Source organism: Chitinophaga sp. MM2321, from assembly GCF_964033635.1.
Lineage (GTDB): Bacteria > Bacteroidota > Bacteroidia > Chitinophagales > Chitinophagaceae > Chitinophaga.
This window is the reverse complement of sequence record NZ_OZ035533.1, coordinates 519,237-538,413: the sequence shown is the minus strand read 5'-3', so window position 1 is coordinate 538,413 and position 19,177 is coordinate 519,237. Positions and strand designations below refer to the sequence as shown.

14 protein-coding genes are annotated in these 19,177 nt (G+C 46.3%); 4 read left to right on the top strand and 10 right to left on the bottom strand.

The window, feature by feature from the left end; genetic code table 11:
* Nucleotides 1-3 precede the first annotated feature (3 nt).
* Entirely contained in the window at nt 4-846 is an 843-nt protein-coding gene (kduI, locus tag ABQ275_RS02080; protein ID WP_349316609.1) for a 5-dehydro-4-deoxy-D-glucuronate isomerase, read from the bottom strand.
* Nucleotides 847-985: 139 nt separating this feature from the next.
* The gene (locus tag ABQ275_RS02075; protein WP_349316608.1) at nt 986-2,950 is read right to left on the bottom strand and encodes a heparinase II/III family protein; all 1,965 of its coding nucleotides are present in this window, start codon (nt 2,948-2,950) and stop codon (nt 986-988) included.
* Between the two features lie 280 nt (nt 2,951-3,230).
* Between ABQ275_RS02075 and ABQ275_RS02070 the strand changes: the two genes are divergently transcribed.
* Nucleotides 3,231-4,877 (top strand): altronate dehydratase family protein, encoded by a 1,647-nt coding sequence (locus ABQ275_RS02070; protein ID WP_349316607.1) that lies wholly within the window; start codon nt 3,231-3,233, stop codon nt 4,875-4,877.
* 152 nt (nt 4,878-5,029) lie between these two features.
* Here ABQ275_RS02070 and ABQ275_RS02065 read toward each other — a convergent pair whose 3' ends face one another.
* From ABQ275_RS02065 to ABQ275_RS02045, 5 genes are read right to left on the bottom strand one after another with little or no spacing between them, the layout of a single operon-like run.
* On the bottom strand, nt 5,030-6,316 hold the full coding sequence (locus tag ABQ275_RS02065) for an MFS transporter (RefSeq protein WP_349316606.1): 1,287 nt from the start codon (nt 6,314-6,316) through the stop codon (nt 5,030-5,032).
* Between the two features lie 55 nt (nt 6,317-6,371).
* On the bottom strand, nt 6,372-7,034 hold the full coding sequence (locus ABQ275_RS02060) for a bifunctional 4-hydroxy-2-oxoglutarate aldolase/2-dehydro-3-deoxy-phosphogluconate aldolase (protein ID WP_349316605.1): 663 nt from the start codon (nt 7,032-7,034) through the stop codon (nt 6,372-6,374).
* A 3-nt stretch (nt 7,035-7,037) separates the two neighbouring features.
* Complete coding sequence (locus tag ABQ275_RS02055) at nt 7,038-8,033, bottom strand: sugar kinase (protein ID WP_349316604.1); 996 nt, start codon at nt 8,031-8,033, stop codon at nt 7,038-7,040.
* Entirely contained in the window at nt 8,034-9,428 is a 1,395-nt protein-coding gene (gene uxaC, locus ABQ275_RS02050) for a glucuronate isomerase (RefSeq protein WP_349316603.1), read from the bottom strand.
* 9 nt (nt 9,429-9,437) lie between these two features.
* The gene (locus ABQ275_RS02045; protein WP_349316602.1) at nt 9,438-10,931 is read right to left on the bottom strand and encodes a tagaturonate reductase; all 1,494 of its coding nucleotides are present in this window, start codon (nt 10,929-10,931) and stop codon (nt 9,438-9,440) included.
* 270 nt (nt 10,932-11,201) lie between these two features.
* Here ABQ275_RS02045 and mnmA point away from each other — a divergent pair, with 270 nt between their 5' ends.
* Nucleotides 11,202-12,308 carry a tRNA 2-thiouridine(34) synthase MnmA gene (gene mnmA, locus ABQ275_RS02040; RefSeq protein ID WP_349316601.1) on the top strand — a complete coding sequence of 369 codons (1,107 nt, stop codon included), beginning with the start codon at nt 11,202-11,204 and terminating at the stop codon, nt 12,306-12,308.
* An 80-nt stretch (nt 12,309-12,388) separates the two neighbouring features.
* A complete protein-coding gene (locus ABQ275_RS02035; protein ID WP_349316600.1) occupies nt 12,389-12,940 on the top strand; it encodes a GNAT family protein in 552 nt (183 codons plus the stop codon).
* A 30-nt stretch (nt 12,941-12,970) separates the two neighbouring features.
* Here the strand turns inward: ABQ275_RS02035 and ABQ275_RS02030 are convergent, their stop codons facing one another.
* From ABQ275_RS02030 to ABQ275_RS02020, 3 genes are all read right to left on the bottom strand, one after another.
* The gene (locus ABQ275_RS02030) at nt 12,971-14,128 is read right to left on the bottom strand and encodes an RsmB/NOP family class I SAM-dependent RNA methyltransferase (RefSeq protein ID WP_349316599.1); all 1,158 of its coding nucleotides are present in this window, start codon (nt 14,126-14,128) and stop codon (nt 12,971-12,973) included.
* A gap of 96 nt (nt 14,129-14,224) precedes the next feature.
* Nucleotides 14,225-15,796: a 2-oxoglutarate dehydrogenase complex dihydrolipoyllysine-residue succinyltransferase gene (gene odhB, locus ABQ275_RS02025; protein ID WP_349316598.1), complete on the bottom strand. Its 1,572-nt coding sequence runs from the start codon at nt 15,794-15,796 to the stop codon at nt 14,225-14,227.
* A gap of 98 nt (nt 15,797-15,894) precedes the next feature.
* A complete protein-coding gene (locus tag ABQ275_RS02020) occupies nt 15,895-18,654 on the bottom strand; it encodes a 2-oxoglutarate dehydrogenase E1 component (RefSeq protein WP_349316597.1) in 2,760 nt (919 codons plus the stop codon).
* Between the two features lie 252 nt (nt 18,655-18,906).
* Between ABQ275_RS02020 and rpsT the strand changes: the two genes are divergently transcribed.
* A complete protein-coding gene (rpsT, locus tag ABQ275_RS02015; protein WP_349316596.1) occupies nt 18,907-19,161 on the top strand; it encodes a 30S ribosomal protein S20 in 255 nt (84 codons plus the stop codon).
* Nucleotides 19,162-19,177 lie beyond the last annotated feature (16 nt).

The window sequence follows — 19,177 nt, the reverse complement described above, 5'->3', positions numbered from 1 at the left end:
TATTTAACGTAAATCGTTGATCTTGCAATGATCCATATCGCCATAGTCGAGATTTTCGCCGGCCATTCCCCATATAAAGGTATAGTTGGCGGTACCCGCGCCTGCATGGATAGACCAGGGCGGTGAAATCACGGCCTGTTCATTCTGCATCCATATATGACGGGTTTCCTGTGGTTGTCCCATAAAGTGACATACAGATTGCCCTTCCGGCACTTCGAAATAAAAATATACTTCCATTCTTCTGTCGTGCGTATGTGCCGGCATCGTATTCCATACACTGCCGGGTTTCAGCTCCGTCATGCCCATCTGCAGCTGGCATGTTTCCAGTACACTATTTACCAACAGCTTATTAATAGCGCGGTGATTAGATGTTTCCAGCGTACCCAGTGTTACCACTTCCGCTTCGCTTTTCGACACTTTGCGCGTAGGATAGCCATGATGCGCTGGTGTGGAATTCAGGTAAAATTTGGCCGGTTGTTGTGCATGCTTACTATGAAACACGACTTCCTGCTTTCCTTTTCCGATATACAGGGCTTCTTTAAAAGACAGCTCAAACTTTTCACCGTCTACTACTACAATGCCGTCTCCCCCTACGTTGATCATGCCCAACTCCCGTCTTTCCAGGAAATAGCCTGCCTTTAACAGGTCGATGGTTTCCAGTGTCACCGGACCTTTTACAGGCATCGCCCCGCCGGTGAGATAACGGTCATAATGGGTGTGTACCCAGGATATATTATCTGCCTCAAAAATCTTCTCTATCAAAAAAGCTTGTCTCAACTGCGCGGTATCCATGTGCTTCACTTCTGCAGGGCTGCTCGCATACCTTGAATCATACTGTGTGCTCATATATTATTGTTGGGTGTTTTTATTTAAGAAAGTCCCGGATTTCTCTAATTTAATGCAAACGTTTGCAATATTCAAACATTTACCAAAAAAAAGTTCCTGTGGGTTCATTTTACGCCTTATTTTTCTTTGGATCTTTGGGCTATCTGCTCATCACAAATCCCACCTCATGCGCGCCACTCAGGGCTTCCTTGTGGGCTTTCAGGCTGATACGTGTTACCTGGTTACCCCATACCGGGGATAAACGGGCGTCGTTGACTGCCTGTTGCTCCATGATAACTTCAAACAAAGCAGGATCATAGGTCATCACCAGGTTGCAGCCGATGCCTTTTAATATAATCTTTCCCGGCGTTCTTGCATCTACGGGTAAAACAGTCATAAAATGTAACCTGAATGGCTCTTTCCAGGCTGTCAGCTGGTATTCTTCTTTCAGTTGCAGCCTTTCAGCGGCGGGGGTAAAGGTAAAAGTGCGTTTCCATGTTTTCACCTGGGCGGTAGCAGGATAGGCGGCGGCAATGTCCATACTTAAAATACGTTCCTGTTTACCTTCGCTGAAATGCACGTCATTCGCCCGGAACCTGCGCCCCTCCTGCTGCTGCACACCATTCACCGTAGGACAGTTATGCCATTGTGATTGCATGTACCATAATTTATAACGGTCGGCACTGAAGGTCTGCTTGGTATACACACCCACGCCAACATCGATCAGTGCAGGCTTTCCGTCCATATACAACACAAAATTACCTACATCATTATGGTTATGACTTTCGGCATTATGACCTCCCAAAGCTGCAAAGAACAAGCCTTTTGCAGTACCCGCCTGCGATCGCAGGGATAATACCTGCAGGTCCGGTAGCCAGTTAACAGCCGTATAAGGCGCTGCCGGCGTAGTGGCCAGCAATGCATCCCTGCTCTCCAGGTCATAAATAAAAAATGCCAGGGAAGATGTATTCAGTTGCAGCGGATCAGGGTTGGCCAACCTGTAAAGATAAGCGGCAAACCCCTTCATCAAAGGATCGTTGAAGGCTGTTGCATACAGATAAACCGTATGTGGCGGCGGAATAGTATGGGCAGAAGCATCCGCAAAATTTACAAAGCGGTTACTGTCTACATGCATTTTATAAATATAGGTGCCTATCTGATGGATCAATTCATTATCACGCCAATTCAGTTTATGCCCGGAAGCGTTATCGAGCCAGGTGATAAATTCAATCAGTTTTCCGCCGGCATGCCCCCAGTAAGAAGGGCCTTCATCGCAGCCTCCGTCATCCGGATAACCGTTTACAAAATTATCGCTGCTGCGGATTGTTTTTTCAATAACACGGTTTCGTATAGCCGTTCCATTTACACTCAGTAAAGCTGTTTGCAGCACATTGGTATTGATCCAGACATTCCAGTTGTTAACCTCGCTTCCATTGAAACCCATCCACCAGAAATCATCGCGTTGCAGATAAGGAGTGATGATGCGCTGGTTCAGCTCATAGGCAATGCGCTTGTTCACTACTGGCGAAAACTTTTCCAGCTGATCATGCAGCAGGAACTGCGCCCAGCTGATTGTTGAGGCGGTTTCTCCGGCAAACAGGTCTACAATAGGATCGGTAGGATCTGCCAGGTCTGTACCCGCTTTCTGACCGCTGATATGCGCCGGTATTACCCAGGTGCTTTCCTCCAGGATAGCCCATAATCCGTTTACGATTTGCGGCAGGTACTTTCCCCGGCCATCTGCCAGTTCTCCAACAACCAGTGCAGACAAGACCTGCCGCCGTTCAAACTGCGCATTTTCATAATTCGACCGGTTTCCGTTATCGCGGTATTCGAGGTATAATGTGGCTGGTAATATCGGCCAGGTAAAAAGCATGGCTTTATCGGCGCCGGACAGCAGCGCCTTGCGGGTTGCTGCCGGTAACTGCTTTATTTTAGCCGTAATGGCTGCGGAGCGTGTTTTCTTCCAGCTGTCTACCTCACTAAAAGCCGCTGCGCCGCCAGCCTGCTGCCAGGTTTTATACAGGTAATTACGGGGAGATCGTTGCTCCTGTGCCTTCACAGACAATGTAATGAAAAGCCCTGCAAGCAGGCATATGCTACATGCTATTCTTTTAATGTACATCTGACAATTATTTTCTGTAAGATAAAAAATACATACCATGTGTTATAGCTATATTATAAAATAATAATTGCCGCCTATCCGGCTGTTTTGACGCATAACCGGCTGCTACTGCTATCCAATAGCTATTTGTTAATTATTAATTGAAAATTAACATTTACCAATTCATTCGTAACTTGCTACCATCAAACATTCCAGCTGTTATACCAAATAGTCAAAATCTCATCATGGATTAACATTTTAGTATTACCCGCAGGAAGTGATATTTACTACTTTAGCTTTTATGAACACTTATTTACAAATTCATCCTGACGATAATGTGCTGGTTGCTCTACAGGATCTCCCGGCAGGTACCGATATATCCTTTAATGGTCATACGATTCAGCTTCAGCAAAATATTTCCGCTAAACATAAATTCCTGATTAACGATATCAATGCCGGAGCGCCTATTACCATGTACGGCGTACTGGTTGGAAAAGCCACCAAACCCCTGGCAAAAGGGGAAAGCATCACTACCGAAAATGTTGTCCACGATGCCAACTCCTTCCATGAAAAAGACGGCGCCCTGCAATGGCAGGCACCGGATATAAGCAAGTGGAAAGACCGCACCTTTATGGGTTATCACCGGGAAGACGGACAGGTAGGTACCCGCAACTACTGGCTGGTAATTCCCCTGGTATTTTGTGAGAACAGAAATGTGAACGTGATCAAAACCGCTTTTGAAAAAGGACTGGGATTTTCTCCGGCAGAAGTTTATAATGAACAGGTACAGGATCTCGTATCGCTTTATAAAAGTGGTAATATAGCAGCGATCAGGGAATATGAAGCAGACGCACTAACGAAAACGGATAAACGAAACATTGTATTCCCGAATATTGATGGTATCAAGTTCCTCACCCACGAAGGAGGCTGCGGCGGTACCCGCCAGGACTCAGACGCATTGTGTGCGCTGCTGGCAGGATACATCCATCATTCCAATGTAGCGGGCGCCACTATCCTGAGCCTGGGATGCCAGCATGCACAGGTATCCATCTTACAGGAATCACTAAAAAAACTGAATCCGCAATTCAACAAACCAGTACTGGTATACGAACAGCAGAAGAGTGCTTCCGAATTTGCGATGCTGTCATCCGCGATTAAAGATACTTTCCTCGCATTGGTGGAAGCCAACAAACTAACACGCCAGCCAAGCCCGTTATCAAAACTGGTGATCGGACTGGAGTGCGGTGGCTCCGATGGTTTCTCCGGCATTTCCGCCAACCCTGCAGTAGGACATACCTCCGACCTGCTGGTGGCGCTGGGTGGCACTTCTATCTTATCTGAGTTTCCGGAATTATGCGGTGTGGAACAGGAACTGATCAACCGTTGTGAATCTGAAGCCACTTCAGATAAATTCATCCGCATTATGCGTGCGTATGAAACACAGGCACAATCGGTAGGTTCAGGTTTCCATATGAATCCTTCTCCCGGTAATATCAAAGATGGCCTGATCACCGACGCGATTAAATCTGCCGGTGCAGCAAAAAAAGGTGGTACTTCACCGGTAACAGCTGTACTGGATTATACAGAGTATGTCACCAAACCCGGTCTGAACCTTTTATGTACACCCGGTAATGATGTGGAATCCACCTCTGCAGAAGTAGGTTCCGGCGCCAACGTGGTATTGTTTACCACCGGTCTTGGTACCCCTACAGGCAATCCTATTGCACCTGTATTGAAACTGGCTACCAATACCAGGCTCGCCACCCGCATGCCTGATATCATTGATATCAATACCGGCACTATTATCAGCGGTCAGCATAGCATTGCTGAAGTAGGTGAACAGATCCTTGAATATGTCATTCAGACTGCCAGCGGTGAAGTATATACAAAGGCAGAACAACTGCACCAGGATGATTTTATTCCCTGGAAGAGAGGCGTATCACTGTGATATAAATTATTCGTATAATGGCGCTGGTTTCAGCGGATTGTATGGATGAATAATAATGAAGAAAGATGCCTGTTCTGGTTTATCCGGAACGGGCATCTTTCTTTAATTTTATTGTTATCCGCTTACATCTTTTTAAATCATACACATCATCATTACAGTTTTACCTGTTCCATTTTTGGTGCAAACAGGTGCATCACTCCCCAGGCCAGCAAATAGGCGAAGCCGCACATGGTGAAGAGGAGGTTATACCCGATCCCGATATTACCCATGTCGGTGTAATGTTGCAACATGGTACCAATCACTATCGGGAATAAAGTACCACCAATAGATCCCGCCATACCGCCGATACCTACAACAGAACTTACCGCACGCTTGGGAAACATATCCGAAGCAGTGGTGAAGATAGTGGCAGACCAAGCCTGGTGTGCAGCAGTAGCCAAACTGATTAATGCGATAGCAATCCACAGCGTATTGGTATACTGGATCAGCATAATAGGAGCTACACATAATGCAAAGATCAACATAGATACTTTACGCGCTCTGAATACAGGCCAGCCGGTTTTAATGAGATGAGAAGACAGCCAGCCACCACCAATACTACCAAAGCTGGTAACAGAATAGATAATGATGATAGGCAATCCCAGGCTGGATTTCATGTCAACGTGGAAAATAGATTCCAGGTAAGTTGGTAACCAGAAAAGGAAAAACCACCACACCGGATCTGTCAGTAATTTACCAAAAACAAAAGCCCATGTTTGCCTGATCGCCAGGAGCCTGCTCCATTTTACGGGTCTCGGTTTTTCTTCTTCTACTTCCTGGTCAGAATGAATATGATCAAATTCTGCTTTGGATAAATTTTTCTGACGGCTGGGTATTTCATAATAAATCCACCACAGGATCAGCCATATAAAGCCGATGGCGCCTGTCCAGAGGAATGCATGCCGCCAGCCATGGTTACGGGCCAGCCAGTACACCATTAAGGGACCTACTACTGCGGCAATGTTGGAGCCACTGTTGAAAATACCTGTGGCGAGGGCCCGTTCCTTTTTAGGAAACCACTCCGCCGTAGCCTTAATGGCTGCCGGAAAGTTGCCCGCTTCACTAACGCCCAGTACGGAACGCACAATACCAAAACCGAGTGTGGAACGTACCAATGCATGTGCCATCGCAGAAAGGCTCCAGACAATAATAGAGATGCTGTAACCGAGCTTGGAACCCACCTTATCTACCAGTCCGCCGAAAAAAAGCAGCCCGATGGAATACGCAGCAGAAAACACCATGACCAGGTTACTGTAATCCGTTTCAGACCAGTTAAACTCCTGTGAAAGATCGCCTTTCAGCAAACCCAGCACCTGCCTGTCAATATAGTTAATTGTGGTAGCTACAAATAAGAGTGCACATACCCGCCAGCGATACTTACCTAAAGTTGTGGAATTCATTGCGGTTGATTTGGAATTTATAAAGTTGCTTTAAGTCATTAAAGCTGGGTTTAAGTTACGGTTTAGGTTTGAGAAATGCAAACGTTTGCACGATATTCTCTCTCAGCGTTGCCCAGTCCTTGTTTTCGATCAGGGCTTTTGAAAGCAGGTTGCTTCCCATTCCAACACACACTACACCGGCATCAAACCAGGCATCCATACTGGCGCTGGTAGGCTCTACACCACCGGTAGGCATAAATTTTAATTGTGGAAACAGCGGCTTGATAGCCTTTACATAGGCAGGTCCCAACACATTACCAGGAAATAATTTCACCAGTTTCGCGTCGTTCTTTTCTGCGATGGAAATTTCAGTTGGTGTCATACAACCGGGTATCCACAGAATATTTTCAGTTTTGCAATAAGCACCCGTAGCAGGATCTGTAACCGGGCTCACAATAAAGTCTGCCCCTAATCCTGTATAAACAGCTGCATCTGCCGCATTTTTTATAGTACCGATACCCAGGTAAAGATCCGGCATCTTCACTAATTTCTTATCGCGCAGGATACTAAAGTTCTTACGGGCATTTTCGCCCCTGCTGGTAAATTCAAATACCCGCAAACCTGCGTCATAACAGGCTTGTAGTACTTCGCAGCAAACGTCCGCATCATCATGATAAAAAACGGGGATAATCCCGCTTTGCTCAAATGCCGCTACAATAATTTCAGGTTGTGGTGCCATTCTTTATATAAGTTTTAAAATATCATCAGCGGAGGTCGTATTAAAATCTCCCTTCACAAAAAATTTGGAATAAGCGGCGGCAGCGGCATAGGAAATAATCTGCTGATCATCTTTTCCCTGCAACTGTGTATGTATCAATCCGGCCATAAAGCAATCACCACTCCCTACCCTGTCTACCACCTCATTTGTTTCGTACTCGCGCGAAACACTCACCTGTCCATCATGATAGTAAAAAGCATAGTATTGATTATGCGTGGCTGCCTGGCTAAACCGGAAAGTAAAAGCTACCCGTTTGCAACGTGTATACTTTTCCGTTATTTCTGCGGCAACTTTCGCTGCCTGTTCCAGGTAAACCTCCTTGGTAGCAGTTTCCAGCGCCGGGTCCAATGTAGTGCCCAGCATCGTATGTGCGGCCCAAAGGTTACCCATCACAATATCACAATAAGCCACCAACTCCGGCATCACTTCCACAGGCTGCTTTCCATACTGCCATAATTTGCTGCGGTAATTCAGGTCTGTAGAGATGATCATCCCTTTGCGCGTGGCTGCCTCCAGTACTTCCTTACACACCAGCGCCGCATCCGGATTCAGGCCCGGGGTAAGCGCACTCCAGTGCAACCAGGTGGCATCTCCCAGCAACGCATCCCAGTTTACCGTACCAGGTGCTATCTGGCTGAAGGAAGAATACTTCCGGTCATATACCACTTCCGCATGTTTGAGATCACTCCCCTGCGCAAGATAATATATGCCTATACGTTCCCCACCCCACAACATCCTGTCCAGTTGAATACCGCGGACACTTAACTGCTGCAATACATCTTTCGACAACCCATTTTCAGGCACCTTGCTGATATAAGCCACTTCCGTGCCCCACTGTGCCAGCGCGGCCGCCACATTGGCTTCTGCGCCTCCCACATAAATAGCTGCTGTGTTTTGCGCCAGCTCAGGCGACAGGCGCAATAATATTTCTCCGAATGTGATAACTTTTACCGGCTTCATTTAAAATCCAAAATAAGCTTTAGCATTGTAGTAACAAATATCCTGTACCATCTTCCCCAACCATGGAATATCATTGGGTAATTCTCCCTTCTCTACATCATTACCGATGAGGTTACACAAAATACGACGAAAATATTCATGCCGGGAATAAGACAGAAAACTTCTGGAATCAGTCAGCATACCTACAAAACGACTCAGTAAACCCATATTGCTCAGCGCATTCATCTGCTTTTCCATACCATCTTTCTGATCCATGAACCACCATCCTGAACCAAACTGAATTTTTCCCGGCACCGTGCCATCCTGGAAATTACCTGCCATGGTGGCAAACACTTCGTTATAGGCAGGATTGAGATTATACACAATCGTTTTGGCCAGTTTATCTTTCTTGTCAAGTGTATTAAAAAAGGCGCTCATCGCTTCTGCCATGCGCCAGTCGCCGATAGAATCCACACCAGCATCTGCCCCTAATAACTGCAACAAACGGGAATTATTATTTCTGATAGCCCCTGTGTGAAACTGTTGCGCCCAGCCTCTTTCATGGTTCCATTCACAAATTGCCAGCAACACAGCAGTGGCAAATTGTTCATACTCATGCGCGCTTACCGGCTGACTGTTCCTTGCTTTCTGAAAAATATTTTCCAGCTCCTGCTGGGTATATTGTTTAAAATAAAAAGTATTGATACCATGATCACTCAGGCGGCCACCCATTTCATGAAAGTAGGTATGCCGGCTGTGAAGCGCCTCCAGTAAGTCGTTGAAAGTAGAAATGCTGTTATTGCTAACCTCCGCCAGTTTGTTGACGAATGCATTAAATACGGCAGGATTATCTATGGCCATGGCTTTATCCGGACGGAACGTAGGCAATACCCGTGTACCGAAAGGCTTGTTTGCAATCGCCTGGTGATGCTCCAGTGAATCAGTGGGATCGTCCGTTGTACACAACGTATCCACCTTAAAATGTTGCAGCAGTTTTTGTGTGGAGAAGTGTGGCAGTTGTGCATTACAGTCGTTGTAAATCCCTTCTGCATGTTGCTCATTCAGCAGCGCCGTGATGCCAAAAGGATTACGCAGTTCCATGTGCGACCAATGATACAGCGGGTTGCGCATAGTATATGGCGTGGTAGCTGCCCAATGACGGAATTTGGTAAAATCATCCACGTCGCCGGTGATGAATTGTTCCGGTACACCATTGGCACGCATGGCGCGCCATTTATAATGGTCTCCTTTCAGCCATATCTCCGTAAGGTTCTTAAACGTTTTATCCTGCGCTATTTCATCTGGTGGCAGGTGATTGTGATAATCAATAACCGGCATGGATCGGGCATAGTCAAAGTATAATCGTTTAGCCGTTTCCGTTTGCAGTAAAAAATCTTCAGTCAAAAATCCCTTCATATGCTATGATTATTTTTTTTGTTTCATCAGATCCATAAACTGTTTTACACCCTCCTGCTGCAATGCCTCCAAATGACTGGATACTATCGCCGTAAAACCTGGAATAGTGGCCAGATCACTTTCCCACAGGCGTTCATCCGCGCAAACATGTTCTACCAGTTGCTGGATGGAAGTATGATTATTCCAATGCTCCGCAAAGATGCCTGCATTGTCATCTGTGATCACATACTCTTCTGTACCACGGCTGCCATAATATTTTCCACCTTCTATACGTGTTGGTTTCAGGAACAGCAGCATCGCTGCAAATCCCAGGCACATATGTTCCGGCAATTTTTTATACTTATCAAAGTAACGTACCAGCGTGCGTACATTACGGGCATTCATTTTAGCACTTTCCTGGAAAGTAATGCTGATGAGTTTGTGCGCAATAAAAGGATTGGCAAAACGGTCCAGCACATCCTTTGCAAAGGCAGGCGCCAGCGGGCAGGATTCCTCGATGGTAGGCAGGATCTCCTGGAGAATCACTTCGCGGAAGAAGTGGTTCATATAATCATCCTCCATGCATTCGGCTACGGTATTTAATCCCGACAGGTAGGCCAGTGGTACCGACACGGTATGGCTGCCATTGAGGATACGCAGCTTCTGCTCACGGAAAGGCGTAATGCTGGGTTTTATCATCATCCGTTCATCTCCCCTGTAAAAAGAAAGTACAGAACGGATATAATCATCTCCTTCAATCGCCCATAAAAGGAAGGGTTCTACTTCAATCCATAATTTATCTGTATAACCGACCTTTTGCTCCTGCTCCGCCAGGTTGCGGGGCTTACCCGGTACAATCCGGTCTACCAGCGAATTACAAAAATGGTTTTCCGTATGGAGCCATTTTATAAATGCGGCAGGCATCTCATTATAAGCGGCCAGCTTCAGTACGATGTCTTTCAGTAATATACCGTTGTCGACTACCAGTTCCGTCGGTACAATTACAAATCCGGTATCGGGGTTACCCTGAAAATATTCATACCGCTCCCATAATACAGACAATAACTTGCCCGGGTAAGAAGCCGGTGTGCCGCCGGAAATCTTTTCTGCCACATACTGAATCCCCACTTCTGTAGTATTGGAAATGATGATTTGCAGAGAGGGCTGGTGTACCGCATCCAATACGGCTTCCCATTCTGCATTCGATTGCAATACCCGGCTAATAGAAGAATTTATCAGTAATTTGTCAACGATCTCCCCCTGCGCAACACCTTTGATGTGCGTTGTGAAAAGGTTATCTTGTTCAGTAAATTCGCTGGTACCTCCATCGGTGGATTTCACTACAACAATGCGTCCTTCGAAGAAGCTTTTCCGGTTGGCCTTGTCTACAAGGTAATCTACCAGGCCGCGTAAAAGCACGCCTGTACCGAATTGCAGAATTTTTTCCGGGAAATTGAACGACTTTTCATAAACGCCGGAACCTGTCTGATTTAATACGTATTCCTTATTTAATATCTGTGTCATTACGACTAATTTAGGCTAAATAGTGCTTGATCCGATAAATATATACTTCAGAATTAACATTTTATAGTGCTTGTACAAATGTTGACAAATAAAGGCCAAAACAGGTTAAAATGGTATCAATAGGATAAAGAATGTGTGAATTACGAAAAATAAGGGTCAAATCAGGGGTGATCCTATAGGTAGCATCGATCCCCACATTGTCAGTATCAATAATGTGTGGATGGCAGTTGGCCGGAATTTCAGTAATTTTGCATCCTTAAACTTTTTTAAATGAGCAAGCATGGTAAAGTGCTGGTAGCCATGAGTGGTGGTATAGACAGTACCGTTACAGCGTTGATGTTGCATGAACAAGGGTATGAAGTGGTGGGGATCACCATGAAAACCTGGGATTATGCCGCTGCGGGTTCCAGTAAAAAGGAAACCGGCTGCTGTAACCTTGATTCTTTTAATGATGCCCGCGCAGCCGCGGTGCACCACGGATTTCCGCATTTCGTGCTGGATATCCGGGATGAATTCGGGGATTTTGTGATCAATAACTTTGTAGAGGAATATATCGCAGGACGCACACCTAACCCTTGTGTACTCTGCAATACACATATAAAATGGCGTGCACTGATGAAACGTGCAGACGCCATGGATTGTGAATTTATTGCAACCGGCCACTATGGCCAGATCCGCCGGCATGACAATGGCCGGATGGTGATCAGCAAAGGCGTTGACGAAACAAAAGACCAGAGTTACGTGCTATGGGGCATCCAACAGGATGTGCTCGCCCGTACCATGCTGCCGCTGGGTGGATACCGCAAAACAGCGATCAGGCAGATGGCTTTTGACTTCGGGTATCCCGAACTGGCTAAAAAAGCAGAAAGCTATGAGATCTGCTTTGTACCCGACAACGATTACCGCGGATTTCTGAAGCGGAAAGTAGAAGGATTGGAAGAGCGGGTCAACGGAGGCAATTTTGTGCTGGCAGACGGCACGATCATCGGTAAACACAAAGGTTACCCTTTTTACACCATTGGTCAGCGTAAAGGACTTGATATCGCCCTTGGACGCCCGGTATTCGTGACAGAAATCATCCCGGAAACAAATACCATCGTATTGGGCAATGAAGATGAACTGCAAAAGAATGAAATGTTTGTCAGCGGCATCAACATGGGCAAATACGACACCATCCCCGAAGGAATGGAAGCCATCACCAAGATCCGTTACAAAGACCCGGGTGCACTCAGCAGCCTTCATCATGAAAACGGTAAAGTGAAAGTGGACTTCTTTGAACACGTAAAAGGTATCGCACCGGGACAGTCAGCTGTATTCTACGAAGGAGACGACGTAATAGGCGGTGGTGTGATCCAGCGCGGCGCAATAGTGCTTTGATAAAAATTTATACCTCATAAAGAAAGGCTGGGAAGTTATTCCCGGCCTTTTTTGTACATTTATTTTTCACCCTTTCTTACATGCAGCAACTACCGGAAACATTCCCCGTATTACATACACCAGCTCTCGACCTCATCGGGCTCACATCACAACATGCTATCGATCTTTTCCAGCTTTTTAACGATAAGCGGGTAACAGAATTTTATAACGTTGTCCCATTGGACTCAGCACAGGATGCCGCAAAGATCATCGATTACCTCAACCGCCGCTTTAAAGATAAACTCGGCATCCGGTGGGGCATCGCACTGAAAGGCCAGCAACGCATTATAGGTACCATCGGGTTTAATAGTTTTCCACAGGCCAACAGGGCCGTTATCGTATATGCATTAGCGTATGACCAGCAACGCCGGGGCCTCATGACCGAAGCGATACAGGAAATCATCCGGTATGGCTTCCAGGAACTGCACATAAACCGGATAGAGGCCGAAGTAATGCCCGGTAACACCGCTTCAGAAAAAGTACTGGCAAAAACCGGATTCAGACACGAAGGATTTCTCCGGGAATGGATGTTATGGGAAGATAAATATTATGATATTAATATGTGGGCAATACTGAAGAGAGATAAAACCTGAAAAACACCTGTCTTTTTTTGACGGCGTTCACTACGAAAACCTCACTGCATACATCGTATCAGCTCCTGTATGGTAGCCTTTTATCACCCCGCCTGCCTGTTTGCGCAAGGCGCTGTTTTCTTCTATATACTTCACCACTTCCTCATTCTCCTGCCTGAAAACAGAACAGGTAATATAAATCAGCACCCCTCCTTTCTTCACAAAAGGAATAACGGTGTGGGCTATACTTTTTTGTAGCTGCTGGTATTTGAGGATCTCTTCTCTTTTAAAGAAAGTCAGGCTTTCCGGTGTACGTCCCCAGGTGCCGGAGCCACTACAGGGCGCATCAAGGATGATGCCGTCAAATTGCTGCTCCCCCATGGAAGCCGCAAAACTCTCGGCAGTAAGATCCGCCACACGCGCTTCATAATGCTTTATCCCGGCGGCGGCAAAACGTTGTTGCAGGTTTTCCAGGATAGACCTGCGTACATCACTAACCAACAGCTGCACACCCGGTTGCTGATCTTTCAGCAGAATGGATTTTCCGCCACTGGCAGCGCAGCAATCCCACCAACGTTCCTGCTTTCCCGGCTGAAATAGTTCGCCTGTCTGCTGACTGGAAGCATCCTGCACTTCATACCAGCTTTTCTCTGGTACGATCTCTTCTATTTTAGTACCATTGGGTAATGCCACCGTTGCTTTATTATCAAAAACTTCATACGGTACAGTAGCTTTTTCCAGCAGCTGCAATACCTTATCCAGCCTGTTATTCCGCACACGGATAAATAACCGGGGCTGTTGCAGAAAAGTATAGGCGAAAGCGGAAGCGTCTATCTCTTCCGATAAATCATCCGTAAAAGGAAAAATAGTTTGTGGTGATAATGGAGCAGCTATCAGGGCTTTTTTTTCTTCCAATGGCAATTGGATCTGCTCATTCCATGCGGGATGCAGGGCATTCAGCCAGTCGCTGGACTGTGTTTCACAAAGGAAAGTACCGGTTAAAATGCGTTCCCGCAAAGGGAGTTCCTTACCCCAGTGACCCAGGCGGAAGTAATGATATACCAGCTGCGAAATCCAGCGCCGGTCGCGGCTTCCCATGTAAGGATGCTCCTTGAAAAAGGATTTTAGAAAATGATGTAAAGGCAGGCTTCCCTGGTAAGTGCCGATAATTTTTTCTGCTGATGCTAAATAATTCTCCCAACGCGTCATATCGTATTCTTTTTCTTTGTGTGCATCCCAATAAAAAAAATTACGAATCAGTGGTCTGATTCGTAATGCTGTATGCTAATATTTTCACGCCCTTTATCAGAGTTTCAGCAACGCCTTCAGCGGGTCTTTTCCGAACAACAGTTGCTCAGGATTTTCCAGCATCTCTTTCACTCTCACCAGGAAGCTTACTGACTCACGGCCATCAATGATCCGGTGATCGTAGCTCAATGCCAGGTACATCATCTGACGGATCACCACCTGACCATTTACGGCCATAGGACGTTCCTGTATTTTGTGCATTCCCAGGATAGCCGACTGCGGGATATTAATGATAGGTGTGCTCATTAATGAACCAAATACACCACCATTGGTGATGGTGAAAGTACCGCCGGTCATTTCAGGCAATGTCAGTTTGTTGTCGCGCGCTTTGGTAGCCAGTTCCACCACTTTCTTTTCAATACCGGCCATATCCAGGCTCTCGGCATTGCGGATAACGGGAACGACTAAACCTTTTGGTGCTGATACGGCAATAGATATATCGCAGAAGTCATGATATACCAGTTCTTCTCCATCGATGTAGGCATTTACGGTCGGGAATTCCTGTAAGGCAAAGCAGCAGGCTTTGGTGAAGAAGCTCATAAAGCCCAGGTTCACCTCATGTTGCTTCTTGAATACTTCTTTGTATTTGGCACGCAGCGCCATGATGTTGGTCATGTCTACCTCATTGAAGGTAGTCAGCATGGCCGTGGTATTTTTGGCTTCCACCAGGCGGCGGGAAACTGTTTTACGCAGGTTGCTCATTTTTTCACGGCGTTCCTGGCGGGTAAACATTTCCTGGCCGATAGCTACACCTGGATTTTGCAGGGCAGCATATACATCGTCCTTCATGATCTTGCCATGTGCACCGGAACCTTTGATACTGGTAGCATCTACCTGCTTATCAGCGATGACTGCTGCAGCTACCGGCGATGTTTTGATATCATTGGGAATACTGGTAACAGGCGCCTGTTGTGGCTGTGGAGCCGCGGGTGCCTGTTTTGCAGCAGGAGCAGCCGCCGGAGCGGTACCTGCCGGCCTGGCAGCACTGGTATCTATTTTACAGGCGATATCGCCTATGTTTAAAGTATCTCCTTCTTTTGCTACGATGATCAGTACACCGGCTTCTTCTGCATTCAGCTCAAAAGTGGCTTTCTCTGATTCCAGTTCACATACCACTTCATCACGTTCTACATAATCACCATCTTTCTTTGTCCACTTTACCAACGTTACTTCACTGATAGATTCTCCTACCGTAGGCACTTTCATTTCAATGGTTCCTTTATTGACAGCGGGGGCTGCGGGTGCAGGAGCTGCAACCGGGGCAGCTTCGGGAGCGGCGGCTACCGGTGCGGCTGCAGCAGCGGGTGCGGCGGCTTCCTGGGCCGGGGCTTCAGCAGCTGTATCAATAGTACAGGCCACTTCTCCGATCTTCAGCGTGGCGCCTTCGGCCGCAGAAATCTTCAGGGTACCTGCTTTTTCCGCATTCAGTTCGAAGGTCGCTTTCTCAGACTCCATCTCACACAACACTTCATCCTGCTGCACATAATCTCCGTCTTTTTTCAACCACTTTGCAATTGTTACCTCGCTAATAGATTCTCCTACCGTAGGGACTTTGATTTCGATAACCATATTTATTCAGTTGATGGTGATTACCAGCTTTGCGCCTTTAGTTTTCAACTATTAACAGCTAAAAGCCAGTAACAATTATTTCAGTTTATAATTTGCGATTAGATGTTAAATGCTGTATCAATAATCTGCTGCTGCTCACGGGTATGCACTTTAGCATAACCGGTAGCAGTGGACGCACTTGGATTACGACTGATAACACCGTAGTTGATCTGTTTGAGATTCATCTGCAGATATGCAGCGGCGCCCATGTTCAGCGGTTCTTCCTGTACCCAGAAAAAAGTAGCCCCTTTATATTTCTGCGCAATCGCTTCCAGTTGCTTCACCGGTAACGGATACAGTTGTTCCAGTCGCACAATAGCCACATCTTTACGATCATCTTTGCCTTGTTTATCGCTCAGGTCAAAATACATCTTACCTGTACACAACAGTACCTTTTTCACCAGGGTTACATCTTCGATGAACGGATCATCCAGCACTTCCTTAAATCCTCCCTGCGTAAATTCTTCCATGGCAGAATATGACCCCGCATGACGCAGGTTTGCTTTCGGGGAGAAATTGATCAGCGGTTTGCGGAACTGCCATGTCAACTGCCTGCGCAGCGCGTGGAAGAAGTTGGCTGCCGTTGTAATATTGGTGACCACCATATTTTCTTCGGCACATGTTTGCAGAAAACGTTCCGGGCGGGCATTGGAGTGATCCGGTCCGCCGCCTTCGTAACCGTGTGGCAGCAACATCACCAGTCCGTTCTGTGTTGTCCATTTCTGTTCTGCACTGATGATATACTGGTCAGTAACAGTTTGCGCACCGTTTACAAAGTCGCCATACTGCGCTTCCCATACTACCAGGCTGTTAGGAGTAGCCATGGCATAACCATATTCAAATCCCAATACACCATATTCACTCAGTAAAGAGTTGTAAATCCTGAATTTACCCTGGTTATCCTCGAAATGAGTAAGACGGTTGTACGTTTCGTTGGTATTTTCATCAAACAATACCGCATGACGGTGAGAGAAAGTACCACGTTTCACATCTTCTCCACTCATTCTCACATCTTTTCCTTCAATCAGGAGACTGGCATAGGCCAGTAATTCGCCGGTAGCCCAGTCTACTTTGCCCTCTTCCTGGTACAGTTTGATCTTATCCTGCAACAGTTTGCTCACTTTACGGAGCGGAACAAATTTCTCCGGCCATTGCATCAGTCCATCGAACAGGCGTTTAAAGTCTGCTTCTTTGATAGCTGTTGCCGGTGAAGATTCAAAATCCTGCGGTGTGGCCTTGCGTAATGCCTGCCACCATTCTTCGGGTTTCTGATTGGAATAAGGCAGCGGATGTTGTTTTACTTCATCCAGGCGGGCCTGTAATTCATCCCAGAAGCCTTTTTCCATTTCTTTGGCCAATGCCTGTGCATCGGATTCACCGTCGTTCAGCAGGTACTGGGTATATACTTCACGCGGGTTGGGGTGTTTATCGATTAATGCATACAGACTGGGTTGCGTAAATTTAGGCTCATCCCCTTCGTTATGGCCGTGTTTACGGTAGCAAACCATGTCTACATAAATATCTTCATTGAATTCCTGGCGATAACGGGCAGCCAGTTGTGATACTTTTACCACAGCTTCCGCATCATCACCATTCACATGGAATACAGGCGCCTGTACAATAGAAGCCACGCTGGTACAGTAGTCTGAGGAGCGTGCATCATCAAAATCAGTGGTAAAACCGATCTGGTTGTTGATAACAAAGTGAATGGTACCACCGGTGTAGTAACCTTTCAGTTTGCTCATCTGTGCCACTTCATACACAATGCCCTGTCCGGCTAACGCGGCGTCACCGTGAATAAGGATAGGCAATATTTTATCATAGTCACTGTCGTAGTTCACATCCGCCTTACTGCGTGCAAAACCTATCACCACTGGGTCTACCACTTCCAGGTGGGAAGGGTTAGGCATCAGTTGGAGATTAACGGCTTTACCGGTGGGCGTGGTTATCTGTGAGCGGAAGCCCAGGTGATATTTCACGTCACCGCTGCCCATGGTCATATCAGGAACGGCCAGTCCTTCAAATTCATTGAAGATTTGCTCGTATGTTTTACCGAGGATGTTAGCCAGTACGCTCAGGCGGCCACGGTGTGCCATACCGATCACGGATTCCTGTACGCCGTATTCAGCGGCTACGTTGATCATGGCATCCAGTGCGGGGATGGTGGATTCGCCACCTTCCAGGCCAAAACGTTTCTGACCGATGTATTTGGTGTGTAAGAATTTTTCGAAGATAACGCCCTGGTTCAGCTTTTCCAGAATGCGGCGGCGTTGTTCCAGCGACAGCGGCTTGGTCATAACGGCTTCAAATTCCTTTTCCAGCCATTTTGCCTTGATGCGGTCGTTGATATAAGTATATTGGATGCCTACAGAACCTGCATAAATTTTTTGCAGGTAGGCTACAATGTTTTCCAGTGTTGCTTTGCCGAGTCCGATGGTGGTGCTGGCAAAAAATTCAGTTTTGAGATCAGCATCGCTCAGTCCGAAGCTGGGGAGGTCCAGGTTAGCTCTTCTGTCTTTTCTTTCGCGGATAGGATTGGTTTTAGCAATCAGATGTCCCTTTTTACGATATGCCTGGATCAGGCGATATACGCCCAGTTCCTTGACAAGCTGATCGCCTGTCACCGGCAATGCACCGCTGGTTACTGCTGCGGGGGCTGCACTTACAGCTTTTCCGTTGGTGTTGGATACTGCAAAATCAAATCCTTCAAAAAATTTTACCCAGTCAGGGTCTACGGAATTGGGATCTTTGACAAAATCCTGGTATAACGATTCAATGTATGCCGGATGCGAGTTGGTGACAAATGAGAAGTCCTTCATTTACAACGAGTTTTGCTGATCTTCTGTTCAATTACTTTTCTGTTGGTGTCCCGATATACACTATACGGGAGTGCAAATATCGCACGTTTTTCGATACATAGGATGGAAAAAGTGAGAAAATAATCTAATGATGAAAGATAAGATACATCCCTTCAATTGCTTATCTTTACGGCACGACGGAAAACTAACTTTTTACTTGTTTTGTAAGATCTTAATCCTTACCTTTGCCGTCCGAAACTTGAAATTTGAAAAATGGCAAACCATAAAGCAACGAAAAAAGACGTACGTCAAAGCAGAAAGCGTAATGAGCGTAACCGTTACTACGGTAAAACTACCCGTAATGCCATCCGTGACCTGAAAGCAATAACTGAGAAAGCGGCAGCGGAAAAGGAATTATCTGATGTAGCATCTATGATTGACAAGCTGGCTAAACGTAACGTTATCCACAAAAACAAGGCTGCAAACCTGAAAAGCAAGCTGGCTAAGAAAGTAGCAATTTTAGCTTAATTCTTTTCAGTAACAA